Raw genomic sequence first — 25727 nt, forward strand, 5'->3', positions numbered from 1 at the left:
GAAGCGGGACACGTCCGACCCCGACGTGGCACAGTGAGGACCATGTGCCGCAACATCCGCCCGCTCCACAACTTCGAGCCCCCGGCCACCCGCTCGGAGGTCCAGGCCGCCGCGCTGCAGTACGTCCGCAAGGTGGGCGGCGCCAGCAAGCCGTCCCGGGCCAACGAGCAGGCCTACGCCACGGCCGTCGCCGAGATCACCCGGGTGACCGAGGAGCTGCTCGACGCGCTCGTGACCACCGCCCCGCCCAAGGACCGGGAGACCGAGGCCGCCAAGGCCCGGGCGCGCGCCGCCCAGCGCTACGCCACCACCTGATGGCCACGCGGGCCGAGCGCGGGCGTCACCTGCTCAACTGGGTCAACCTGTCGACGCCCCTGGGCCTCACCGTCGCGGCCCTCGGCGGGGCCCGGATCCGGCGTGGCCCGTCCCGCTGCTACCTCGCCGACCACTACCGCTGGTCCTTCCCGGTCGCGGGTGCCTTCACCATCGGGGACGTCGTCGTCTCGCGGCACGACCTGGACCGGCTCATGGCGCACCGTCCTGGTCTGCTGGACCACGAGCTCACCCACTCCCGGCAGTGGGCGGTGTGCCTGGGGCTGCCGTTCCTGCCGCTCTACCTCGCCTCGATGGGGTGGTCGTGGCTGCGGACCGGGGACCGGGCGGCCCGCAGCGTCTTCGAGCGGCACGCCGGCCTGGAGCGCGGCGGCTACGTCGACGTCCCGGCCCGTCCGCTGGGCCCGGTGCTCGCCCAGGGTGCGCGCCGGGTGCGCGACCGCGCCCGCGGGAGTGACCGCATACCCTCGGCGGTGTGAGCGTCCAGCCGACCGGTGAGTATGCCGTCTCCGCCCGTGAGCGGTGGGTGGCCGAGGACCCGGCCCAGAAGCGCTCAGACCGTCAGGACTTCGCCCGCGACCGGGCCCGGGTGCTGCACTCCGCGGCCCTGCGGCGCCTGGCGGCCACCACCCAGGTGCTGGCACCGACGACCGACGACTTCGTGCGCAACCGGCTCACCCACTCCCTGGAGGTCGCGCAGATCGGCCGCGAGTTCGGCGCCGCTCTCGGGTGCGACGCGGACGTCGTCGACACCGCGTGCCTCGCCCACGACATCGGGCACCCGCCCTTCGGGCACAACGGCGAGGCCGTGCTGGACGCCCTGGCCGGGCCCGCAGGTGGCTTCGAGGGCAACGCCCAGACCCTGCGCGTGCTCACCCGGCTGGAGGCCAAGCGCAGCCACGACGACGGCCGGCCGGCGGGGCTGAACCTCACCCGGGCCAGCCTGGACGCCGCGACGAAGTACCCGTGGCCGCGCGGCGGGGGACCCGCGGGGGTGGGGCCGGGCAAGTTCGGGGTCTACGGCGACGACCGGGACGTCTTCGCCTGGGTCCGCGACGGCGCCCCGCTCGACGAACCCCGCAGGCGCTGCCTCGAGGCGCAGGTGATGGACTGGTCGGACGACGTCGCCTACTGCGTCCACGACGTCGAGGACGCCATCGCCTCCGGACGGGTGGACCCACGGGCCCTGCGGGAGGAGGACGTCCAGGCCACCGTCGCCGCGCTGGCGCAGGACTGGTACGCCGCGGACCTCGCCGTCGACGACCTGCGCGCCGCGCTGGGCGACATCCTCGCCACCGGCTGGGTGCCCACCGTGCACACGGGCACGCGGGCCGACCTCGCGGCGCTCAAGGACATGACCTCCCGGCTCATCGGCCACTTCGTCCACACCGTCGAGCTCGCCACCCGCGACCGGCACGGTCCGGGACCGCTGACCCGCTACGCCGCCGACCTCGTGGTGCCGGACCGGGTGCGGGCGCAGGCGGCCGTGCTCAAGGCGGTCGCGGCGCACTTCGTCATGCTCAGCGAGGAGCGGCGCAGCACCATGGAGCGCGAGCAGCGCATCCTCATCCGGCTGGTGGAGCACTACTCCGGGGACATCGGACGGTTGGACCCGCTCCACGCGGAGGCCGCCCACGCGGCCGAGCGGGCCGGGGACGACGTGGCGCGCCTGCGGGCGGTGGTCGACCAGGTGGCCAGCCTGTCGGACGCCCGGGCCCTCGCCGTCCACGCCCGGCTGCAGGACGGGTGAGCGTCGCGGGGGCCGCCCTGCCCGACGGGGTCGAGCTCGGGCGGGCGGACCCGTTGGGCGGGTCGGCGCGCTCCCAGGTGCACCGCTGCCAGGTGCTCGCCGGGCCGGACAGGTGGGGCTCCTCGGTGGTGGTCAAGCGGTTCCTGCCGCAGCCCGAGGGGCGGGGCGCGGCCATGGGGTGGCGTCGTGAGGTCGCCGGGCTGCGGCACCTGCGGGGTTCGCCCCGCCTCCTCGCCGTGGACGAGGGCACGCAGACCGTCGTCATGGAGGACCTCGGCGACCACCCGACCCTCGCCGACGCCCTGCTCGGGTCGGACGCGGAGGGTGCGTGGCGGCATACCGTGGCCTGGGCGGGGGCGCTCGGGGGCGCGCTCGCGGGTGGGGCGAGCCTGCAGGCGGCCCGTCGCGAGCTCGGCAGCGCCCTGGCTGCCGAGGACCGGCGCTGGCAGGTGGACTACCCGCGGCGCGGGCTCGACCGGCTCGCCGGGACGGCCGGCATCCGTGCGGGGCGGACGGCCGCGGCCCAGGCCCGGGACCTGGTGGACGAGCTGCAGCACGACACGGCCAAGCACGTCGTGGGACCGGGCGACGCGTGCCCGGACAACGCCCTGCTCACCCCGGCCGGCGTCCGGCTGCTCGACCTGGAGGGCACCGGGGTGCGGCACCTGGCCTACGAGGCGGCCTACGCCGCGGAGCCGTTCAGCACCTGCTGGTGCGTGTTCACCCCGCCCACCGGCCTGACCGACGCGACGCTGGCCGCCTTCACCGCAGCGGCGGCCGGGGCCGTCCCGGGTCTGGCGGAGGACGCCGACTGGCGCCGGCAGGTCCGCGGCGCGGTCGCGCTCTGGGTGCTCGCCGGCACCTTGTGGCTCCTCGACGGCGCGATGGCGGACCGGTCGATGGCCCCCGAGGGACGCACCGGGCCGGCCTTCCGGGCCCTGCTCGTCGCGCGCTGGGGCTGGGTCGTCCGCGAGTGCGCCGAGGACCTGCCCGACGTCGCAGCCGCCTGCGAGGAGGCCCTCGTCTGGGCCCGGCGGAGCTGGCGGAGCAGCGACCTGGGCCTGCCGCCCTATCCCGCCTTCGGGGGAGGCTGAGCCCCGGTGCGGCTCAGGTCGTGCTGCCGGGCTCGAGCCGGGCGCCGGCCACCACGCTCGTGCCCCGACGGACCTGGCTGTCCTGCCCCACCAGGGTGACCACCTCGTCGGTGAGCCGGGTGCCCGGGGGAGGCGCGCCCACGGTCGCGTCGCGGCCGACGCGCACCCCCCGGTCGAGGACGCTCGTGCGCACCCGGCTCCCGGCCTCGACGAGCACGTCGTCGAGCAGCACGCTGTCCTCCACCACGGCTCCGGCCTGGACCTCGACGCCCCGTCCCAGCACCGAGCGGACGACCCGCCCGCGGACGCGGGAGCCGGGGCCGACCATGGCGTCCACGAGCTCGCCCCCCTCACCGACCCAGCCGGGAGGGCCGGGCAGGATCTGGCCGAGGACGGGGCGGCCCGGGTGGTCGAAGACGTCGACCTTCCCGGTCAGCAGGTCGCGGTGCGCCTGCAGGTAGGCGCGCGGCCGGCCCACGTCCTTCCAGTAGCCGGTCATCGGCGTGGCGTGGACCCGCTCGCGCTCGACCAGGGCGGGCAGCAGGTGGTCGCCGAAGTCGCCGAGACCGGTGTCCTCGTCGTCGGCCGCGCCGGCCTGCAGCGAGGCGTGCAGGCGCTCGAGCTCGGCCAGCAGGGTCCGCGGGTGGTAGAGGAAGATCTCGGTGGCGACCGTGCCCGAGTCGGTGGAGGAGGGCTTGGCGCGGACGCCGGTGACCCGGCCGTCGGCGTCGTGCTCCACCACGACCTTCTCGGTGGCCTCCTGCACCCCGATCTCGGCGGTGACGACGGTGCACTCGGCCTCGCGGGCCAGGTGCTCGGCCACCACCGGTCGCAGGTCGACGTTGAAGACGTGGTCGGCGGACATCACGAGGAGCACGTGCGGGTCGGCGGCCCGGATCGCCTCGCGCATCCGGAACAGACCGTCGGCGTTGCCGTGGCTGAAACCCTCCTCGTGGGCGGTGCCCGTGCCCTCCTCGGGGGTGAGCCGTCGGAAGCCGCCCCTGGTCCGGTCCAGGTCCCACGGCCGTCCGCCCGCGAGGTAGCCGTCCAGGGAGGAGGACTGGAACTGGACCGAGACCCACACCTCGCTCACCCCGGCCGCCGCCAGCGCCGACAGCGGGAAGTCGATGAGCGCGTGGCAGGCGGCGAAGGGGAGCGCGGGTTTGGCGCGCTCGCGGGTGAGGACGTCCATGCGACTGCCCTGGCCGCCGGCCTGCACCACGGCGAGGGTCCGCAGGTCGACGGGGATCGAGGTCACGTCGGCCACGGTAGTGCCGAACCCGACGGCGTGCCGGGTGGACCGGCGACGTGTCAGTCGGGCTCCTCCGGGGTCGCGGCGCCCTCCGCCTCGTCGCGCGCGGCCCACTCCAGCAGGGGCGAGAGGTCGAACACGGCCGCGTCGATGCCGGCGTGCAGGTCGCCGAGCTCGGCATACCGCTCGGGCATGGTGCGCACGGTGAAGTCTCCCGGCTCGCAGTCGGCGACCTCCTCCCAGCGCAGCGGCGCGGAGACCCGGGCGTCGGGCGTCGCCCGGACCGAGTAGGCCGCGGCGATGGTGTGGTCACGGGCGTTCTGGTTGAAGTCCACGAAGACCCGGCGGGGGTCGCGGTCCTTGCGCCACCACACCGTCGTGGCCTCCTCGGTCCGCCGCTCGACCTCGCGGGCGAAGGCGAGGGCCGCCCGGCGGACGTCGCCGAAGCCGTGCTCGGGCGGGATCCGGACGTAGACGTGGATGCCCTTGGAGCCGGTCGTCTTCGGCCACCCCACCGCGCCCAGCTCGGCCAGGACCTCCTGGACCACACCGGCGACCCGGCGCACGGTGGCGAAGTCGCACTCGTCACCGGGGTCGAGGTCGATGCGCCACTCGTCCGGCTGCTCGACGTGTCCTCGCCGGCTGTTCCACGGGTGGAACTCCACGCAGCTCATCTGGACCGACCAGATGACCTGCGCCAGCTCGGTGACGCACAGCTCGTCGGCCGTGCGGTTCCACCGGGGGAAGGTGACGTGCACCGTCTCCATCCAGTCCGGGGCCCCGCGCGGCAGCCGCTTCTGGTGCACCCGCTCGCCGGTGATGCCCTCGGGGAACCGGTGCATCATGCACGGGCGCTCGCGCAGCGCGGTGACGATGCCCTCGCCGACGGACAGGTAGTAACGCGCCAGGTCGAGCTTGGTCAGCCCCAGCTCGGGGAAGTAGACGCGGTCCGGGTTCGAGATGCGGACCGTGCGCCCACCCACCTCGAGCTCGGTGGACGGGCTGCTCGCCGAGGACATGGGCTCAGGCTACGGGCTCGGGGTATGCGGTGCCCGTCGCCGCGGCCTCCTGGTCGCGCTCGGTGGCGGGCTCGGTCGGCCGCTCGTCGGTGCCGTCCGCGTCCGCGTCCGCGTCCTTGGGGGCCGGCCGGACGAAGAAGCTGAGCACGAAGACGCCCACGGCGATCCCGGTGGCGACGAGCAGGGCGGTCCCGATGCCGCCCTCCAGGGCCTCCCGCTCACCCAGGCCCGAGGCCCCGAGCTGGAACGCGCGGGTCTCCATGACGGTGACGACCAGAGCCGTCCCTGCGGCTGCCGCCACCTGCTGGCCGGTGCCGACCATGGCGCTGCCGTGGGAGTAGAGCCGTCCGGGCAACGAGCTGAGGCCGGTGGTGAAGCACGGCGTGAAGAGGCAGGCCAGCGACAGGCTCACGACCACGTGCAGGCCGACGAGGCCCCACCAGGGCACCTGGTCCGCGAGCAGGGCCATGCCGGTCATGCCGGCGACCAGCCCGGCCCCGCCCGGGATGACCAGCGGCCGGGGTCCCACCCGGTCGTAGATGCGCCCGACGGTCGGGCCGAGCAGCCCCATAGCGAGCCCGCCGGGCATGAGCATGAGCCCGGAGGCGAGGGTGCCGAAGCCGCGGACCTGCTGGAGCAGGATCGGCAGCAGCAGCATCGCGCCGATGAGCGACATGAAGCCCAGGCAGAGCAGGGCGAGGGGCACGACATACCTCGTGATGCGCAGGGCCCGCAGGTCGAGGAAGACCAGGGACTCGTCCCGGCGGGCGAGCCACAGCTGGCGCCACGCGAACACCGCGAGGGCGCCCACCCCGACCCCGAGCGACCAGGCGGGGCCGACCGGGCCGGCGGCGCCCTCACCGAGCGCCGACAGGCCGTAGACGAGGCCGCCGAAGCCCAGGGCGGTGAGCAGGGCGCTGGGCACGTCGAGCCGGGCGGGGCGGCCGGGCTCGTCACCGCGCAGCAGCCTGCCCCCGGCCACCGTCATGACGACGGCGATGGGCAGGACCAGGCCGAACAGCCAGCGCCAGGAGGCGAGCTCCAGGATCAGCCCGGAGACGGGTGGTCCCATCGCGGGGGCGACCGAGATCGCGAGGGTGAGGTTGCCCATGACGCCGCCCCGACGCTCCGGCGGCACCAGGGTCATGATCGTCGTCATGAGCAGCGGCATCATCACCGCCGTGCCGCTGGCCTGGACGACCCGGGCCAGCAGCAGCACCTCGAAGGTGGGTGCGGCCGCCGCCAGGGCGGTGCCGGCGATGAAGACCCCCATGGCGAGCAGGTAGGCCGTGCGCAGGCTCAGCCGTTGCAGCAGCCACCCGGTCATCGGGATGACCACGGCCATGGTCAGCATGAAGCCGGTGGTGAGCCACTGGCCGGTCCCCGCGTCCACCCCGAAGGCGTCCATGAGCGGCGGCAGCGCGTTGAGCATGAGCGTCTCGTTGAGGATGACGACGAACGCCGACGCCGTGAGCACCCGGAGCACCAGCCGCACGCGCGCCTCCGGGGGTGCGGCGGTGGTGGTGCGCTCGGGCGCTGTCGACACAGGGGTCTCCTCGCGGGTCATGGTGATGCCTATGGGGTGGGACGGCCGTGGCCGGGACAACTCATCGGCGGGCGGTCGCATTCCATCCTAGGCGCGGGCCCACGGCCCCGTCCCCAGGTTTCCGACCGGCCCGGGAGGCGTCGGTCGCGACACCTAGACTCGGGAGGGACGGCGTGGAGCGGAGGAGGTGGCTGTGCCGAGGATCAAGGACGAGGACGTCAAGGCGGTCAAGGAGCGGGCCTCCATCGAGGAGGTCGTGCGCGAGCACGTGACGCTGCGCACCGCCGGGATCGGCGCGATGAAGGGGCTGTGCCCCTTCCACGACGAGAAGACCCCCTCCTTCCAGATCCGCACGGCGGTCGGCAGCTACCACTGCTTCGGGTGCGGGGTCGGCGGGGACGTCATCTCCTTCCTCATGGAGATCGACCACCTCACCTTCTCCGAGGCGGTGGAGCGCCTGGCCGACAAGCTGGGGATCACCCTGCGCTACGAGGAGACGGGTCCTGGCGGTCGCGGCCGGGGGGAGCAGGCGCCGGTCGGGCAGCGGACCCGGCTCATGGAGGCGCACCGGGTGGCCGAGGAGTTCTACCACGAGGCGCTGCTGCGCTCGGGCGAAGGCCGCAAGGGCCGAGACTTCCTGCGCGACAAGGGGTTCACCGGCGGGCACGCCGCGCAGTTCATGGTGGGGTATGCCCCGCGCGAGGGCACCGCGCTCGTCTCGCACCTCCGGCTCAAGGGGTTCACTGAGGAGGAGCTGGTGCTCGGGGGCCTGGCGAACCGGCGCGGCCGTGGGCTCTCGGACCGCTTCCAGGGGCGGGTCCTCTGGCCGATCCGGGCCATCACCGGTGACACCGTGGGGTTCGGCGCGCGGCGGCTCTACGACGACGACTGGAGCCCGGCGAAGTACCTCAACACCTCCGAGACGCCGATCTACAAGAAGACCGGCGTGCTCTACGGCCTCGACCTGGCCAAGAAGGCCATCGCGACCGAGCGGACGGCGGTGGTCGTCGAGGGCTACACCGATGTCATGGCGGCGCACCTGGCTGGGGTCGGCACGGCGGTGGCGACCTGCGGTACCGCCTTCGGCAGCGACCACATCTCGATCCTGCGCCGGATCCTGCGGGACGAGGCCGGACGCGCCCCGGCCAAGGTCATCTTCACCTTCGACGGGGACGCCGCCGGGCAGAAGGCGGCGATGAAGGCCTTCGAGCAGGACCAGCGCTGGGCGGCGCAGTCCTACGTCGCGGTGGCCGCCGACGGGCAGGACCCGAACGACCTGTGGATCGCCACGAAGGACGCCGAGGGGGAGGACCAGGGGCGGGCCGTCCGGGAGCTCGTGGCGTCGGCGACCCCGCTCTTCGAGTTCGCGGTCCGCACGACCCTGGCGCCCTACGACCTGTCCGAGGCGGCGCAGCGGGTGCAGGCCGTGCGGGCCGTGGCACCGATCCTCGCGCAGATCAAGGACCGCACCCTGCGCCCCGAGGTCGTCCGGGACGTGTCCGGGTGGATGGGCATCGACCCGGACCTGCTGACGACCGAGGTCGCCCGGGCCGCCAACCGACCGGCCCCCACGGCGCCTGCAGCCCGCCAGCAGACGTCCCCGGCGGAGGAGGGCCCTCCCGCACCGACGCTGCCGCAGCCGGACCTGCGCGACCCGGTGCAGGTCGCGGAGCGGCAGCTCGTGCAGGTGGCGCTCCAATACCCCCTGGCCGTCGTGCCCGAGGACATGGACGAGCTCGAGCCGGAGGCGCTGCGGGCGCCGATGCACCGGGCGGTCTGGCACGCCATGCGCCAGGCCGGGGGCATCGAGGGAGCCGCGCAGCGCAGCGTGCGGGGCTGGGTCGAGGCGGTGCTCGCCGGGACCCCGCCACCGGTCCACCCGCTCGTGCACGAGCTGTCGGTGGCGACGCTGCCGGACCGCCTCGACCCGGACTCCGCTATGCCGCGCGAGGCCTTCGTCGACTGGCTGGTCCTGCGGGTGCGCCTGGCCGGCGTCGAGCAGGAGGTGGCCGACCTGCTGGGTCAGCAGTCCCGGGCGCCGGAGGGCAGCCCGGACAAGCGACGGCTGGACGAGCGGCTCATGGAGCTGCACCGCGAACGGGCCCGGCTGCGGTCCAGGATGGAGTGAGACGGATGCGTTTCTGGCGCACGCGCACGGGTGGCACGCCCCCCAAGCCGGAGGGCGACCCCACCGACCTGCCCGCGGCGGTCAGGCCGGAGCTGGGTGCGGGTGAGCAGGTGCTCGCCAGCGCCCAGGAGGACGGCACCGGGCACTGGGTGGTGCTGACGACCTTCCGACTCCTCGAGGTGGCCGACGGCGGAGAGGTGCTGGTCGAGCGCCCCTGGCACGAGGTCGACACCGGCGCCTGGGACCCCGACCTGTGGGCCCTCGCCGTGTCCTTCGTCGACCAGCTCGGGGGTCGTCAGTGGGTGCTGCAGCGACGCACCGGGCCGGGCATGGTGCCGCAGGTCTTCCGGGAGCGGACGTCCGCGAGCGTGGTGCTGCTGCGCTCGGTCGACCTCGGCCCGCGCCGCACCGCGCGGGTGACCATCCGCAAGGTGCTGGCGACCCGCGAGCTCGTCGAGCAGGTCCTGTGGGGCCGAGGAGCGGGGGAGTCCGACGCCGAGCTGGCCGCCGCCGTCCGGTCCGCCCGCGTCGACCTGCGCGACCAGGTCGGTCTGCCCCCGCATCCGCCCGAGGACCGGCTCGGCTGAGGTGGTGCAGAATTTCAGCGGACGGGCCCGCTCTTGCTAGAGTTCCTGCTGCACGATCCCCTGTAGCTCAATTGGCAGAGCAGCCGGCTGTTAACCGGCAGGTTACTGGTTCGAGTCCAGTCGGGGGAGCCACACTAAAACCTTCTGACCAGCGGACACGCGGGTGAGAAGGTTTTTTCTTGCCGGCGTGGGGCAGGCGTGGGGAATCGGACTTCGGTAGGGGGTGCCGCTGCGAGTCCTCGAGAACACGACGACCTGGCTACAGTGCAGGGTTCCTGCCATGTCTCGGATGAACGCGCGTTCGGGGTGGGCAGCCCAAAAGAGAGCGTCCCGTCGAGCACCTGGATCCAGTCGGGCCAGACACCGACCCTGCGTCCAGTCTCTAGTAGCCCAGAGTGGAGTCCTGCAGAGTGGTGTACGAGCACCGGGGTGAGCGTGTCCTGCTGAGGTAGGCGCGGCCACCGGTGTCATCTTTCGAGTGATCTCTCACAACCGACTCGAGAAGGAAGCACCACGATGGCCGCTGGCCCCATGATCGACCCTGAGCAGTTCCTGCACGAGCAGCTGGCTCAGGCCAGTCCGGACCTGATGCGTGAGCTGTCGGGCACGTTCATCAACAGTCTGCTCTCGGCGCAGGCCGATGCCGTGTGCGGCGCGAGTTCGGTGCCCGCAGCACCGAGCGCACGAACCGTCGCAACGGGTACCGGCACCGGGACCTGGACACCCGCGTCGGCACGCTGGACGTGGCGATCCCCAAGCTGCGCGAGGGCTCGTTCTTTCCGGACTGGCTGCTGCAGCGGCGCCGCCGCGCCGAGGCCGCGCTGACGACGGTGGTCGCGACGGGCTACCTGCTCGGGGTCTCGACGCGGCGGATGGACAAGCTGGTCACCGCCCTGGGCATCACCGGCCTGTCGAAGTCGCAGGTCTCGACGATGCCGGCCGAGTTCGACGAGCACGTCGAGTCCTTCCGCACCCGGCCCCTGGGACGGTGGCCCTACACCTTCGTGGCCACTGACGCCCTGGTGCTGAAAGTTCGCGAGGGCGGCCGCGTGGTCAAGGTGTCCGCCCTCGTCGCGACCGGGGTCGGCGCCGAGGGCTACCGGGAGATCCTCTGGCATCCAGGTCGCCACCGGCGAGAGCACCGCCTCCTGGCTCGGTTTCTTCCGCGACCTCGTCGCCCGCGGCCTCACCTCAGCGGGACCGGTCGGGCTGGTGACCCCCCGACGCCCACACCGGTTTGGTCGAGGCCATCGGCGCCACGTTGCCCGGGACCAGCTGGCAGCGGTGCCGCACCCACTACGCCGCCAACCTCATGTCCACCACGCCCAAGTCGTCCTGGCCGTGGGTCAAGGCGCTGCCGCACTCCGTGTACGACCAGGCCGACGCCACCAGCGTGCATGCCCGATTCGACCGGGTCATCGACGCGCTCACCGAGAAGCTGCCCGCGGTCGCGAACCACATGGAGGAGGCGCGGGCGGACATCCTGGCGTTCACCGCCTTCCCGAAGGAGGTGTGGCGCCAGATCTGGTCCAATAACCCCAACGAACGGCTCAACCGGGAGATCCGCCGGCGCACCGGCGTCGTCGCCATCTTCCCCAACAGGGAGGCGATCATCCGCCTCGTCGGCGCCGTCCTCGCCGAGCAGCACGACGCCTGGGCCGAGCAAGGCCGCTACATCGGACTCGACGTCCTCACCCGTCGCACCGCCCTCAGCATCACGACGCCCGGAGCGGCCGAGGAGGTGACCACGGACCTCGTCCCCGCCCTGACCGCCTAACCCCTCAACGAGGGATCACACTCGTGCACCACTCCACCGGACTTGACCTTCGGTGACGACCACAGCCGGGACCGTGCCGTGCGCCTGACCTGCTCCCAGGTGGACGTCACGAGGCACTGTGGCCCGGTGGCGCCCTCGAAGTACTGCCGTCCCTCGGTCAACCCTTGACCAGGGTCGTGACGATGGAGTGGACGCCCACCTTAAATCGGATGGCCGGACCGACCAGGCTGCGCGGAACCGCAGGAATCGACCACCGCGCCGGCTCGGTGGTCCCCCTCGTGGTCCGGGGCTGAGCTGTGGGGGTCAGGCCTCGCCGGGAACGGCTTCGCGGATCTCGGCCTGGACGCCTGCAGCCAGTCCGGCGAGCCAGGTCATGAAGTTGAAGCCGCCGACGAAGCTGCCGTCCGGGTTCCAGACCATGGTGTCGAGCTCGCTCGGCTCGGGCGATGGCGCCTCCAGTACTTCCGGCGACAGCCGCAGCCCGCCGCCGCGGGTGGACAGCGTCCGCACCGCGCGCACCAGCTGTTCGGGGTCCTCGGGCAGCAGCGTGGGGGCCAGCCCCAGCCGACCGGCGATCAAAGCGCGGCGAAAGGCCACCACCTCCGTCGGGCGGCCGCCGTCGAGCCGCTCGTCGAAGACCGCCACTGAGAGCGAGGTGTCGAACGACAGCCCGCGCCGCCACATGTGAGTTCCGCCGGTGAGGGCCCAGGCGTCGTCGACCACCACCGAGGTCGCATCCAGGTGCAGCGAGCGGCCTGGTCCGGTCACGGGGGTGAACGCGGCGACCCGCCCCCCACCCGCCTGCCGTAACGCCGCCAGCCCTGCCATCACGCCAGCGTTGCGCACCCGGGCCAGCTTGCTCGGCGCCCCCGGTGAGAGCCGCATCGGTACGCACACGAGCACGTTCAGCGTAGGGTGTTCTGCCAGCCGCGCGGTCAATGACCCCATCACGTCGAGCTCATCGTCGCCCGACCCCAGGGGTAGCGCGTCCAGCGCAGGTGTTTCGAGGTAGACGAAGTCTTGTGCCCCCGCGAACCGTGCGGCGAGCGCCGTCGCCGCCTCTCGGTAGCCCCATCGTGCACCGAGCATCCGCCGGTTCAGGGCCCGCTGCATGCTGGTCGCTGCTTGGTCTACCGCATCCGGCACCGTGATGCCCTGACCCGCCAACCACGTCCGCACGTCAGCCAGTGGCTGCTCCCACGGGAAGTCGCCTGCGCCGAGGGCGTCCATCACCTCGACCACACCCGGTTCGCACTCCACCCGCGCCGCGACCGTGCGCAGCGTCGCGGCCCAGGACCCGGCCTCGGTCGGAGCCGCCGGTTCGGGAAGCGGTGTCAGTGCGGATACGGCGAGCGCTGGCGTCTCGGGCGAGGTCCGTTCCCGCGCCACCTCCGCGACCGCCACCACCGCCGGTCCGCGCAACCGGGCCCCCGTGCCGTGGCGCTCGTCGTCGGCCGGCGCTCCTGGGTGCCCAGCCTGGTGCGTGCCGAGCTCGTGGTGCGCGCCGAGTGGTCGCACCCCTGCCACCGTCGCATCCGCCACCCCGGACGTCAGAGCGACCGCGACCACCTCGTCGCGCGCCTGCGTCGGCAGCGGCGAGGCAACCGCGGGCGGGCGCAGCAGCAGCGTCCGCGTCAGCGCTCGGACGCTAGCCCCGGTGCCTCCTAGCGCTGCGACCGTCTCGCCGCCGCGCCACCCACGCCACGCGGGTTCGGTCAGCAGCACCGTGTCACCCGCGCCCAGCGATGAGCCCACGGCGGGAGCCGCCCACGCCGAGGCGGGCACCGAGGCCGGGTCCACCAGCGTGGGCGGTGTCGTTAGCGCGACCAGCGTCGAGCCGGACGGCACGGACCCGGCCGGCACAGGCCCAGATATCTCGGTGCCGGTTTCGCAGACCAGCACGGCCGCGCCCGCCGCGCCCAGCGCGACCATCGCGCCCCCGACCGGTGCAGGCCGCTCAACCCGCACCTCGGGGTAGCGGGTGGCGGTGGCCGCGGTCACGAGCATGATGTCCAGCCCCATTTGGTTGGCCGGGGTTACCGCGCTGTCGGCCAGCCGCACCACCACGCGCGCGTTCCCGGCTGTGTCCACCAGCCCGCCACCGCCTGCCCCCCGCAGGTGGCGGCCTGTGGCAGGGTCGAAGTACTGCGGCCATACCCGGACCCAGGCCCCGGCCAGCGCTGGCTCCGCGGGCACTGTCACGAGGATCCGCTGCCCCAGCACCACGCCGCCGTCGGCGGTACCGCCCCCGGTCAACGCGGTCACGGTCACCGCGCTGATGCGCGAGGGCGGCGGGTCGGTCGGCAGCGGCGGTGCCGTGAGCGCGCCCGCGCCGCGGTCGAGTACCGGAGCCAGCACGGTCGCCGCGCCGGCGTCGATCGCTGCGACCATGCTGCCGACCACTGCGTCCGCGCTTGTCAGAAGCACGGTGTCGGTGGCTCCGATCGTGGCGCGGGCCACCAGCGTCGCGGTCGATGCGCGTGCCTGGTCCGCCGCTCGTCGCGTCGCTGCGTCCGAGGCACCTGAGGGCGCCGTCCTCCGCTGCCCTGTCAGGTGCTCCTCGACATCGACCAGCGCTACCCGCACGCAGTCCCGCGTCACCCCGCCGACCGCGCTGCCACCGGTCCACAGGGAGGCAGAAGCGCCATAGGTGCCGCTGGGCAGCACCGCCACTCGCGGCAGCGCCGCGTCCGTCTCAGCCCCTGCGGTGAGGGCGAGGGTCACGGTCTGGCTACCCGAGGCGACCCTGACGGCGCCGGTGCCGGTTGCCCCGGTGACCGAGAGGCGCGCGAGCACACCGTCGGCCGCTGCCGCCTCGTCCGGCCCGCACAGGATCACGGTGCGTTGGGCGTGGGCGTCGACGGTCGCGGTCCGCTGGTCGGCGCCGGGGACCCATAGGTTGGTGAAGGTCGTCGCCAGCCGTGCCCACCACGCCGCCACCGCACCGGGGTCGATTGCCCGGCCGCGCACGTCGAAGGCGAACAGCCGCACCGTGGCCGCGGTGTCGAAGTGGAGCACGGCGTCGGCGGCGCTGTTGAAGGTGCCCGGTCGTTTAAGGTCGGCGATCGGGGTGCCCTCCAGCCCCAGGTAGCGGCGCTTCTCCTCATCGCTCATCGAACCCGGCAGCGGTGGCACAAGCCGGTCCTCCAGGGTGCTGAGTGACCCTGGGTCCTCGGGGAGTTCGAGCGCGAACGTGCGCACCACTGCACGCGTGACACCGGTTCCGGTTCCGTCGGCCGCGGGGACGTCGGCCAACAGCACCCCGAGCCGGGCCTCCACCTCCGGAAGCAGTCGGAATGTCGCTACGTAGCGCCCGTCCTGGAACGGTGGCGTTCCCGCGGGTCCGCGCAGCCCGGCCAGCAGCGGGGTCCCTGCCACCGCGAACGACAGCAGCCCGGTCGCCGGCGGCAGCCAGCTGGTGCCCGCGGGGATGCTCACGCTCACCCCGAGGTCGTCGGAGGAGGGCACCGGCAGTGGGACGTCGGTCGAGAACCAGGGCCCGAGCAGCGGGGCCGCCAGGCCCAGCTGCGCCGGTTCGGGCACGAGCGCGGTCATGGTGCGATCACTTCTTCACTCGGGGCGGCGCGGCGGCCGATCGGGTCGGTCACGACCACCCGGTAGCCGGTGCCGGGCGGGACGGTCGGGTCCGGGTCGAGGACATCGAAGGCACCGGCGCTCGAGGCCATCCCGGGCACCGCGGTCGCCAGCCGCGCACTCTGGCCCGGCGGCCGCCGGTAGACGTCGATCACGTAGCCGGTACTCGCACCCGGTGCGAGGGGTCCAGGATGGGTGAACTGCACGTGGACGCCGGCGGCGTCGCGCAGCACCGTCAGCCCGGCCACACCGGCCGGGGGATCTGGGGGGATCACCGTGGTGGAGGCGGGTGCCGAGGGCGATGACCACTCACCCGTCGGGCCACCGCCGGGAAGGTCCGGACCGGCCACCTCCACGCGCCAGGCGTAGCGCACCCACTCTGACAGGGAGGTGCGGTTCAGGCCGGGCGCGGACCCGCCGTCGACGATCTCGAAGCTGTGGTCGCCGGCGCTGGGCGCATCAGGGGGGACTGACCCCTCGGCGACGATCGGCATGAGGGCGGGGTCGGTCGTCGCCGTCGCGCGCCGCAGCCGCCAGCGCGCCGCAGGGGTCGGGCCCACGGGTACGGTCACGGTGATCGTCGCCTGCAACTCGCCTGCGGCGGTCGTGCTCGGCCGTACCCGGATCGCGGGGATGGGTGGCGCGAGCGCGTTCGGGACTGCGCGCGGCAGAATCGGTGAGCTGCGGAAGTCGGACTCGACGCTCGCGGCGCTGACCGCGACGACCCGGTAGAGCACCAGGACGGTGAGCGATCCGGAGACCTGGTGCCGGAACGTCGTGGTGGGGGTGGCCAGGAGCGGCTCGGCGGTGAGTTGAAGGAACCACCGCCGCGGCAGGATCGCCTTATGGGTCTCCCACGCTTCGGCCCGCTCGGGCGCCCCCGGAGCGGCGGCGAGATCGTCGAGCAGTGCCTGCGCCTGCGCGGCCGAGGGCGCCGTTCCGGCATCGCCCGGTGCGAGGGCGCCGGCCGCGGTCTCCTCAAGTTTGGACCGCAGTGTGGACTCGTCGGCCACGAAGACCCGGAACGAGGCCTGCCCTGGGGCCGAGGTCCACGACAGTGTGGTCTGTGCCCACCCCGTAACGTCGGGTCGAGCGGTGTAGGTCAGGTCCGGTGGCAGGTGCACCGGGGCGGGGGCACGCGGGTCGTGCAGGGTGGCGTTGCGCGGCTCGCTGACCTCTGACGTCACCCCGGCGGTGTCGAGCCACCGGGCGGTGACCCCCGCTGAGCCCGACGTCGTCGGCATCAGCGCGGGGCCGGGCACCGTCACGATGACCGCGTCCCCCGAGATCGGGTGCACTGAGACGGTCGTGCCGCCGGTGCTCCTGGAGACGGTCAGCTCGGCTTGTGCGAGCGCGCGAGCCCCCGGTGGCAGCGAGGAGGAGGGCGGCACCGGCACTTCGATGCGTACCGTCCCTGCGAGCGGCCCGGTCGGCGCCGGTGTGGGGACGGTAGGGGGTGAGGTGGCGAGCATCACGACCGGTCGTGGTGGCCGTGGGCGCGGCGCGGGGCCGAAGGGCCGCCGGGTCCAGGCCGACCATCGGCCGAACCAGTCCGCTTGCGCGATCTGCCACGTGCCGTCGTCCTCGGTGACGCCGCGGTCGGTCAGCCGGCCCTGGGTGGGGGAGCTCGCCGTCGGTGGCTGGCTAGGGCCGAGCAGTTTCATGCGGCCGCTGCCGTCGTCCAGGTGGCGGCTCTGCGGGTCTTTGCCGTTCGGCTGCGCGATGGCGGAGGCGAGTGCCGCTGCGGCGATGAGCCCGCCGAGGTGAGCGGTCAGCCTGCGGGAGGCGGCCGGTGGTGGGACCGACTGCCAGCTGCCGTCCCAGGTCACGCTCATCGCGGGTGGGCTCGGCACGTCGAGCGGTTCGAACGCGGGCGCCACGAGCACCATGGTGAGGCGGGTGGTCGGCCCGGTCTTCTCGCCGCCGTCCCAGGACTCGCCCACTTCTTTGGCCAACTCCTCGACCACCTGGTGGGGCTTGGCGGGGGCCGGTAGCGATCCGCTCAGCCCGAGCTTGCCGATGGTGCCCAGATCCGCCGCGAACGCCGCGGTGACGTGGTAGATAGCGACCACGCTCTGGTCCATCTCTTCCCGGTCGATGTCGCCGAACGGTAGCCAGCGGGCGATGCCGGGGTCGAGGGAGGCCTGAAGCAGTGTGGTCAGCAGGTTCCGGTCGGAGGTGCCGGGTGATGGACCGACGCCGGTGACAGGTGCGGTGTCAAGGAGGTCACGCTGGTGCGCTGAGGTGTCGTTGACGAGCCGGTCCAGGTCGTTGCGCAGGGCGTGGCCGAGATGGTCGATGCGTGCCTCTTCCTCGCCGGGACCGGCAGGGTCGCAGGCGGCGGGCCCGGCGGCCAGGGGCTGCTCGTGCAGGCCGTAGCGGGTGGGTGCCGCGTCGCGTGCCCTGGCGATGCCGCGGTCCCAGCCGTCCGACGGTCCGGCGTACCGGGCACCTGGGCCACACGGCAGGGGCAGTGTGCGCGCGGGTTTGCCGAGCCGAAGGTCCGTGGGCCGCAGCCATCGGATGCCGTGCACGGTGCCGGAGCCGCTGAGGACGACGCGCTCCATGTGGGAGGCGTAGACGTGGTACGGGGCTCGGGAGCGTTGCGCCACCGTCGCGTCGCCCAACGGGGTGCCAACCATGCCTTGCACCCGGAGGCCCGCCTGCCGTGTGGGCACCGGCTTCACGACCGGGTCGCGGGACGGTGTGACCACGACGCTTCCTGCGGGCCGTTCTCGGTCGAGCGGGTTGAGGATCCGGCGGATCGGTCCGGGGATCGGGTCGCGGATGGGTCCAACGACCGGTCCTTCGCCGCCTCGCGTACCCGGCTTGGCTTCCACCAACGCCCAGCACGCCGGGTGCGGCAGGTGCGCGGTGACCGGGTTGTCCGGGGTGAGCGTGAACGGCGGGGTGAGGATCGTGCCGTTCTTGGTCACCCAGATCGCGTCGGTGCGGGCGGTCCGCGCCAACTGGTCGACGGTGCTCCGGGTTTGGTGCACGACGATCGGGCACACGGGCAGCCCGAGGAGCGGGTTGGTGACGATCCGCAGGTGGGTTCCCTCGGCGAGGTGGGTGTCACCGTGGCTGTGCAGGGCCTGGCCGCTCATCGCCCAGGAGGGTGTGAGGTTCACGTCCCGACCTCCTGGTAGACGGCCCGGGGCGCCACGAGCGCCGACCGGGTGCCGGTGACCACGGTCGAGGACGTGGCGCCGGTGCGGTCGGTGACGGTGCGGGTCAGGGCGACCACGAGCGGACCGGCTTGGAACGCGTCGGACCCGACGGGGCTGACGGCGGTGGGTCCCGTGGGCGCGAGCAGCACCCGGGTGCCGTTGGTGTTGCGCCGGCGCTGGGGGAGCGGCACCCCTCCGTGCACGCAGGAGGTGACCTCGAGCGCTCGTCGCCCGGTGCGCACGATCGGTTCCGGCAGTTCCAGCAGCACGCCCGCCAGCAGCCAGTCCTCGCCGTCGCGCCACCAGAGCACGCTGGTTCGCCCGGCCTCCGGCAAGGGCCAGGGGTCGAGCCCGATGGCGGCCATCGCCTCGTCGAGCTCACGGTCGCCCACCACCAGGGGTCCGGGCGGCACCGGGCCGGTCACGATCGCGTCCGGCGCCACCAGCGGGCTGGGGTCGGCAGTGAGGCCGAGCGCGGCGAGCAGGTCGTCCGCGTCGCGGTACCGGGACGCCTGGAAGTGCGCCCGCTGCACCACGAGGTCCTCCGAGGCGGGGTCGGCGGTCGGTGTCGCCATCAGCATGAGGTCGTACCAGGCACCGGGGACGAGGTCGGCGCTGATCTCCCCAGTGCTGCCGCCCAGTGGTGGTTCCTCCAGGCACGGCGCTTCCCGCACTGCCTCGAGGAAGCGCTTCTGGCCGAGCGGGCGGTAGCCGTCGTGCAGGGGACCCCACGTCACGTTGATCGGCTCGTCCGGTGCGTGTGGCTGGCCGACGAGCGAGCCCGGTGGCGGGTCGGTGCGGCGCAGCCGCAGCCCCACCTGGCGCCCGTATAGTGCCGCGAGTTGGTCGATGTGGTTGACCGCCAGGTGTACCCGCAGCTCGTCATCGAGCAGGTGCGGCGCTTGACCCGTGTCCGGCTCGAAGGCCAGCAGGTACCGCATCAGCGAGCGCGGGTCGAAGCTCTTCTCGTCGGTGAGCTCGGTGGGCGGGCTGCCGCTGATCGACGCGTGCGACGCAGTCCGGAACCGGCGCACCACCTCTGCCCCGTTCTCCCATTCGGCTGAGTTCGGGACGGTGTCCGGCTGGGGTTTGTCCTCGGACTTCACCCATCCCTGCCACTGCCAGCCGATCCGCACCCGGTAGCCGGTGCCGGACGCGAGGAGACTGCGGTGCGGCGCGCCCAAACCGCCCGCCGCGAACCCGTTGATCAGGGCGGTGAGCCCGCCGGCGTAGGCGGCGTTGCCGTCGGCCAGTGCCTGGGCCGAGCTGCTGATGCCGCACAGCCGCTGCCAGCCCACCCGCGCCGGCGGCCGCTTGCCGCCCGCCCACTCGTGGACCCGGACACCGCGCCAGGGGCCGGACTCCCGAGGCCGGTACACCACGACCGCGCAGCTGCCGGTGCCGGTGCGGTAGACCTTCTCGACCGTGGGCTCCCACTCGCGTTCGCCCCCACCCACGGGTGACCCGGTGACCCGCGGGAGCTCGCTGCCGGTGGGCTGTTCGGATGCTGAGGGGCCCCAGCAGATCCGTTCGATCCCGAGCCAGGTGTCGCCGAGGATCTCGATCGCCACGATGTCAACACCGGTCAGTGGGATCGTCTGCTCCCAGGCGCCTTGCGGGTCGACGAATCCGTGGGCGACTCCGTTGCCGTGTTCGTCGATCGCGGTGAGTCGGGCCGACCCGTTGTCCCACATCCGGATCCGCACCTCAACGCGGTCGGAGGTCTCGGGCAGGTGGGCGACCATGCCGCCCTCGGGCAGGAGCACCGTGACCGGGGTGCCCTGCGTGCGGAAGGCCGCGCCGAAGGATTCGATCTTGACCCCGTCGATGGAGTTCGAGGTCCCCAGATCCAGGTCGGCCCTGTGGTGGTCGGCCACGATAGCGCAACGTCCGGCGCTGATCGGCTCTGGCCGCTTGCGGTGGTCGTCGCACACGATGAGCACGAGCTCCGGGTCGTGGACTTCGGGCGCCAGACGCACCCGCAGCTCTGTCGTCCTCTCGGTGAACCCGAACCGGGTGGCGGCGGCGAGCCACCAGACGTCCTCGTCGACGTGGCCGGGGACCAGCGCCAGTCCCTGCTCGGTCAACCAGGGCGCGGCGAGTTCCAGCACCCGACCCGCGAGCCGTTCTCGTGCGTAGCCGGTGAACCGGGATGGGAAGGGTGGGAGGCCGAGGTCTTCGGGCGGCAGGTGCACCGCGTCGACGTGGCTGCGCTCGGCGTCTTTGCCGAGCAGGCACGCCCGGATCGGCTGCGGTCGCGGTTCGCACAGTCGGCCGGGGGTCTGTGCCGGGTCGCCGTCGGTGCCGGCCCCACCGTCGGTGAGCCAGTACGTCCAGGGCGCCGGGTCCCAGGACAGCAGCGCGAGGAACATCGCCTCTTCGGCGGAGAGGGCGACGTCGCCGTCGGCCAGGACACCTGGGCGGTGGGTGGGCAACCACCAGCCTGAGGCGAGCGGTCCGCTCAGCGCTGCGCCGCCGTCGGGAACGATCTGCACGCTCGTCAACCGGTAGGCGTACTTCATCTCGGAGGTGCCCGACCAGACTGGTCCTGGCGGGGGCGCGCCGGGAGCGAACGCCGACCCGGAGAGGTCAACCGCCATGTGGTGTGTGAGTTCGATTACGGGCACGGTGTCTGGCCAGACCGTCTGCTCCGGCCCGGGGGTGCCCTCGATCGCCTCGGCGGTAGTCTGGCCGCGCCGGTCCGTGAGCGATACCTTCCCGATCGGGGGCGGTGGTGGTGGTGCGGTGGGGGTCAGCGAGTCGCCGATGGAGATCCCTACGCATCCGGAGACGGAGAAGAAGAAGAACGAGACCTTGCCGCAGAACTTGCCGGAGAGGTTGGCCTTGACCCCGTCGTGTTCCCACACCGTGCAGACCAGCTCGCCGGAGACCTCCAGCTCGACGATGACCAGTGACAGCGTGCCCCAGACCTCGAACAGGCCCTTGAGCAGGAACGGGTTGGTGCCCAGTCCCACGAGGATCCGTGCGCCGGCCGCGAGCTTGAGGGGTCCGGCTTCCCAGCCGATCTCGATGCCGGCCCCGAAACCTATGGAGAAGCCGTCGAAACTGAAGCGGGGGTCGCCGCCCAGCTTGTGCAGCTTTTTCTCCTCGATCATGAGGTAGGAGTAGGCCTCGATGTCGAGGGTCCCGGGCAGCAGGATGATCTGCACCGGGTCGCCTCCGCGACCTTCGGAGACCACACCGTCGGAGCCGACCCGCACGAAAGCGTCCTTGGGGGTGCTCGGGTATGGGAAGTAGCCGTCGATGGGGACGTTGAGGGTGAGCACCTTGGGGATCTCGTACCGTCCTCGGATCCCGACCAGTACGGCGGTGTCGTCGATGACCACCAGTCCGAGGATTTCCAGCCCGCTGCCGGGGGCACTGCCCCTGGCCTTGGGTACCAGGTCCGGCGTGGTCGCAAGTTTCGCGTCGATCGCGAAGATCACCTCGGGGTCGGGGAAGGCCACCACGAGCATGCCGACCGCGTTGAAGGTGAAGGCCTGATCGGGCATGGTGCCGACCACCACTCCCAGCCCGATGGCCCACTGCCCGCGCTCGGGGCCGAACTTCTCGAGCAGTGGGGTGTTGCGGTACCACGCGATCTCACGGCCGACGGGGTCGTGCTCGAAGCCGCTGGGCAGCTGCCGGGCGCCGTTGGAGACGAACATCCCGAGGAAGCCGTAGATGCCGAGCCCGGTCGCCCCCAGCGGGATGCCGACCGGGAGCAGGAGCCCTAGCTGGATGGAGAGGTAGTCGTGCGCGGGGTCGAACTCCAGCGCCCCCATGCCTTTGGCGCCTACCGAGACGAGTTCGAGCTCAAGCGAGGCCCCGAAGGCGCCGCCGTCGCCGAGCACCACTTGTCCGCTACCGCGGAGCACGCCCGGGATGTCCACGGCCAGGGCCAGACCGCGCAGCTCGGCTGAGATGTCGCCTTCGGCGAAGATCACCCGCACCGTGGCGCCCTCGATGCTCACCACCCCGAGGTCGAGCGCAAAGGCCAGGTCGCACTCGAACCACGACGAGCCGGAGCCCGCCCGGGTGGCGGTGATCGCGAGCAGGTCACCGAGGGGGCCCTCGATCTGCCAACGGCCGGGGTCGGAGACCTCGAACGAGACGTCCTCGAAGACGAAGCCGACCTTGTCGTACCACTTGGTCGCGGTGTCGTCGTACTCGAGCCCGACCTTGGTGTACCGGACCTTGAGGGGGTGCCCGTCGGCGGTCGCGATCGAGCCTAGGCCCGAGGCGGAGACCTCGATGCCGACGGCGGCGGTGTAGTCGATCGTGACGCGCAGGTTCATGCCGCGCGCCGACTGGATCGACGGCGCCCGGTACTCGGCCGAGACCGCGTGCACGACAACCCAGCCCTCCTTGGCGATCGCCGCCATCACCGCGCTGGCGATCGCCAACGCGGACATCTGCACGACACCGTTGGCCGCACCGCCGCCGCCGATGCCGCCGAGCAGCGCGGGCGCCAGCGCGAGCGCGACCGCGAGGAAGGAGGAACCGAAGTGCGCGATGCCTTCCGGGTCGCCTTCGGAAGCGACAGATACCGAGAACAGCGTCTGCCCTGATCGGTTGTCGTAGGCCCAACGCCCGGTGATGACCCACATCTCGGTCGACGGGCTGCCACCGGAGTCCGACGGCGAGGAGACCGGCACGTCGGTCTCCTCGCCGTTCTCGTCGCTCATCGTCACGTGGTCGCTGGACCAGGCGAGTGTGATCTCGGCCAGGGTGGGGACGGCGTCGGCCCAGCTGGTGACGGTCGGTGAGTCCCACGCCACGTGCAACCGCACGAGGTAGCCGAGTCGGCTGTTGGGGTCACCTGGTGGAGCGATCTCGGTCCCGTCGGCGCCGGGCACGTAGGAGCGGCGCAGCGCAGGGTCAGTGGTCTGCGGATCGGTGGAGGCTTGTTGCCCTTGCTCGGGCGCGCCGGCCGGTGGGGTGTAGGTGCCGCCGACCGCGTAGACGTCGACGCGGCGGTAGCGCTCCCGGATCGGGTGGGGTCGGATCGCCTGGCCACTGGCGTCGACCCAGGTGTCGCGGGTGGCCGCGGAGTGGTCGAGCATGATGGTGCGGCCGGTGGCGCGCTCGGTGGCGCTCATCGCGGAGGCGGGCACCCCGTTTTGGGTGGTCAGCACCTGACCGGTCGCGGCCTCCTGCTCTCCGCGGGCGTCGACGACGCCGCTGGGTAGGTGCTGGGTGATCGAGGTGGTCCTGCTGCGGGCCAGGTTCGCGTTCTGGCTGTCACTCCCGATGTCGCAGCAGTGCCCGACGACGAGAAACCGGGCGCCGGGGAAGTAGCGGGCCCATTCTTGGATCTCCACCGCGACGTTGCCGGCGGTGCTGTTGGGGGCGTAGCTGCCCCAAGCCTCTGGATCGGCGCTGTTGAAGCCGTACCGCACCGACAGGTGCCGGATCTCCGCCTCGGTGACCGGCGGCGGTGGGGCGCTCGGGTCGGTGCTGCTGCCCCGCCCGAGCGTGACGGCTGCTAGTGCTCCCTCTGGGACGGTGACGCCGACCGTGCCGCCGAGCGTCGCGGGCTCGCTGGCGGTGATGTAGGTGCCGTCGCGGTGGAAGCGGGTGAGGTCGTAGGTCGACTCGAGGCCGCGGATCTCGACCAGCGCACCGGTGGCGTCGCGGACGCCGTCCTCGCAGCCGATCAGCAGCTCACCCTCCTCGAGCACGTCGACGCGAATTCGACGCTTGCGGTCCTCGACGCTGACCTCGATGTAGGAGGTGCCAACCTCCTCGACCAGTAGCACGAAGTCGTCGCTGCGGCGGACCCGTGCGTCGACGCCGGTGCCGTGCACCCAGGTGACCTGAGAACTCTCGCCCGGCTGTGGCGGGTCCACCATGGCCGCGAGACTGACCAGGTTGACGGACTCCCGTGAACCTGACAGCGACACCACGTTGGGGTGGTTGTTCGCCTCGGTGCTGACCTTCGGGCCGTGCTGGGGATCCCCCGTCTCCTGCGTGAAGGTGTAGGTGATCGGGAGGTCGTTGTGGCGTTCGCCATCGACCATCTCGGAGTAAACGGCCTTCATGTTCTCGCCGACCGAGGTGGTGAACCAGCCGGTGTCGGGTTCCTCGACCCTGGTCGTGTCCGGCAGCGTCCAGCTGATGCGGGGCTGGGTGGGCTGACCTAGTACCGCGTCGGAGAGTTGGGCGCGCATGCGCGCGGTCTGCGGGGTGTCGGTGACGAACGGCACCGTCAGTTCGCGTCCGCTGCCGGCGGGGCTGCGGGGATGGTCGGTGCCCTCGACGTCCTGGGTGAACTGGACGGAGGCACCCGAGATCGGGGTGCGTCCCAGTTCGACCGAGACACTGCCCTGCATCCCGGCGGGGCTACCGAGGATGACGTCTTTCACCGAGACGTTGATCTGCTCGACGGCGGTGCCCTTGATCGGCAGCATCACGGTCGCCTCAGCGATCGCGATGCCCTGCCAGCCTGCGGTCTGGCCGCGAGCGAGGACCTCCGGCGGTGAGATGTGTTCGGTCGCGTCGTAGACGACACGGTCCACGACCATGCCGTAGTCGGAGTCGCCGAAGGTGAAGCTGATCGGGTCGAAGGTCAGGGTGCCGACCGTGCCGTTGGGGGCCGAGGGGTCGAATGGGTCGGGGAAGTCGACGAACCGGACCAGCTCCGATGTGCCGGTGAGGTCGATCCGCATCACCCCCGAACCCACGAGTTTGACCGCGTGGCCTGCGCGGTTTGGGATCAGGTGCGCGGGCGAGCTGCTGGTCGCAGGCACCAGGGTTGCGGGACGTAGGCCCGGGAACGCGATGGCGACTCGGTCCACGACCAGGTCGAGGTAGCTGGATTCGGCCTCCGGCTCCAGCGTCTCACCGGCGGCGGGAGCCTGCCTCACTCGAACGAGCCGGAAGGGCAACCCGGTGTTGAGGCCGGGAATCTCGACCGGCCAATTGCGCAAGCTCACTGGGTCGACGTCGAGTAGGGGCCGCACGACCCCCTCGTGCACAAAGGTGCTGGCGCTCGTGGAGCTGGTCAGGTCGGTGACCGCGAGGTTCTCGAGCCAGGTCGCGACGTCGTCTGGCAGCAGTGCCTGGGCGCCGCCGGGCGCAAACAGATCGAGTAGCGTAACGCCGCGCTTCGCCATCGTCGGTCCCCACGACGTAGGAGTGGGAGCCGAAGCCTAGCACCGAGCGACTGCGGCGTGTTGATATGATGCGGCCTTTTGCCGAGCGTCGCCCCGAAGGCACGACGGCTCAGGTCAAGGTCTCATCTATCCGGGCAGCAGTCCTCCGTGACCGGACCCCGGATGCCCGGAGCGTGGGGGAATGGATCTGCTGCTCGTGCTCGTGCTCGCCTTCACAGAGTCGTCGGAACCGAGGAGTTCGCCTCTGATGGTGACAGAGCCCCGCTGAGTGGTGGGCTTTGCGGTGATGCTCGTTGCCTACCGGTCGCCTTCTTCGAGGGCGACGGTTCCAGTATTGCTGGTCTTGTAGATCTTGGCCA

General features: G+C 72.4%; 12 protein-coding genes, 1 tRNA gene and 1 pseudogene. 8 read left to right on the top strand and 6 right to left on the bottom strand.

What is annotated here, in order from left to right:
- Positions 1 to 42 precede the first annotated feature (42 nt).
- The 4 genes from Q0967_RS15025 to Q0967_RS15040 are packed head-to-tail and all read left to right on the top strand — an operon-like array spanning position 43 to position 3177.
- Positions 43 to 315 (top strand): DUF2277 domain-containing protein, encoded by a 273-nt coding sequence (locus tag Q0967_RS15025; RefSeq protein WP_298751243.1) that lies wholly within the window; start codon positions 43 to 45, stop codon positions 313 to 315.
- A complete protein-coding gene (locus Q0967_RS15030) occupies positions 315 to 812 on the top strand; it encodes a hypothetical protein (RefSeq protein WP_298751246.1) in 498 nt (165 codons plus the stop codon). Before Q0967_RS15025 ends, Q0967_RS15030 begins: the two co-directional genes overlap by 1 nt.
- Entirely contained in the window at positions 809 to 2083 is a 1275-nt protein-coding gene (locus tag Q0967_RS15035) for a deoxyguanosinetriphosphate triphosphohydrolase (protein ID WP_298751248.1), read from the top strand. Before Q0967_RS15030 ends, Q0967_RS15035 begins: the two co-directional genes overlap by 4 nt.
- Positions 2080 to 3177 carry a hypothetical protein gene (locus Q0967_RS15040; RefSeq protein WP_298751250.1) on the top strand — a complete coding sequence of 366 codons (1098 nt, stop codon included), beginning with the start codon at positions 2080 to 2082 and terminating at the stop codon, positions 3175 to 3177. Before Q0967_RS15035 ends, Q0967_RS15040 begins: the two co-directional genes overlap by 4 nt.
- A 13-nt stretch (positions 3178 to 3190) precedes the next feature.
- Here the strand turns inward: Q0967_RS15040 and Q0967_RS15045 are convergent, their stop codons facing one another.
- From Q0967_RS15045 to Q0967_RS15055, 3 genes are read right to left on the bottom strand one after another with little or no spacing between them, the layout of a single operon-like run.
- Positions 3191 to 4435, bottom strand: a complete 1245-nt coding sequence (locus Q0967_RS15045) for a glucose-1-phosphate adenylyltransferase family protein (RefSeq protein ID WP_298751252.1) — start codon at positions 4433 to 4435, stop codon at positions 3191 to 3193.
- 53 nt (positions 4436 to 4488) lie between these two features.
- A complete protein-coding gene (gene ligD, locus Q0967_RS15050) occupies positions 4489 to 5448 on the bottom strand; it encodes a non-homologous end-joining DNA ligase (protein ID WP_298751254.1) in 960 nt (319 codons plus the stop codon).
- A gap of 4 nt (positions 5449 to 5452) precedes the next feature.
- Positions 5453 to 6994 carry an MDR family MFS transporter gene (locus Q0967_RS15055; protein WP_299450774.1) on the bottom strand — a complete coding sequence of 514 codons (1542 nt, stop codon included), beginning with the start codon at positions 6992 to 6994 and terminating at the stop codon, positions 5453 to 5455.
- A gap of 193 nt (positions 6995 to 7187) precedes the next feature.
- Between Q0967_RS15055 and dnaG the strand changes: the two genes are divergently transcribed.
- The 4 genes and pseudogenes from dnaG (at position 7188) to Q0967_RS15075 (ending at position 11486) form a co-directional block, all read left to right on the top strand.
- Complete coding sequence (dnaG, locus tag Q0967_RS15060; protein ID WP_298751259.1) at positions 7188 to 9122, top strand: DNA primase; 1935 nt, start codon at positions 7188 to 7190, stop codon at positions 9120 to 9122.
- Between the two features lie 5 nt (positions 9123 to 9127).
- Positions 9128 to 9709, top strand: a complete 582-nt coding sequence (locus tag Q0967_RS15065) for a hypothetical protein (protein WP_298751261.1) — start codon at positions 9128 to 9130, stop codon at positions 9707 to 9709.
- Between the two features lie 56 nt (positions 9710 to 9765).
- Positions 9766 to 9841: transfer RNA gene (locus Q0967_RS15070), tRNA-Asn, on the top strand.
- Between the two features lie 384 nt (positions 9842 to 10225).
- Positions 10226 to 11486 (top strand): annotated as a pseudogene (locus tag Q0967_RS15075) (IS256 family transposase).
- A 303-nt stretch (positions 11487 to 11789) separates the two neighbouring features.
- On the opposite strand, the gene Q0967_RS15080 reads toward Q0967_RS15075, so the two are convergent.
- The 3 genes from Q0967_RS15080 to Q0967_RS15090 are packed head-to-tail and all read right to left on the bottom strand — an operon-like array spanning position 11790 to position 24924.
- The gene (locus Q0967_RS15080; protein ID WP_299450779.1) at positions 11790 to 15041 is read right to left on the bottom strand and encodes a hypothetical protein; all 3252 of its coding nucleotides are present in this window, start codon (positions 15039 to 15041) and stop codon (positions 11790 to 11792) included.
- Positions 15038 to 18211 carry a hypothetical protein gene (locus Q0967_RS15085; RefSeq protein ID WP_298751265.1) on the bottom strand — a complete coding sequence of 1058 codons (3174 nt, stop codon included), beginning with the start codon at positions 18209 to 18211 and terminating at the stop codon, positions 15038 to 15040. The genes Q0967_RS15080 and Q0967_RS15085 overlap by 4 nt, the downstream gene beginning before the upstream one ends.
- Positions 18208 to 24924 (bottom strand): hypothetical protein, encoded by a 6717-nt coding sequence (locus Q0967_RS15090; protein ID WP_299450782.1) that lies wholly within the window; start codon positions 24922 to 24924, stop codon positions 18208 to 18210. Before Q0967_RS15090 ends, Q0967_RS15085 begins: the two co-directional genes overlap by 4 nt.
- Positions 24925 to 25727: the final 803 nt, after the last annotated feature.

It is taken from the genome of uncultured Serinicoccus sp., assembly GCF_947500995.1.
In the GTDB taxonomy this organism is placed as follows: Bacteria; Actinomycetota; Actinomycetes; order Actinomycetales; family Dermatophilaceae; genus Ornithinicoccus.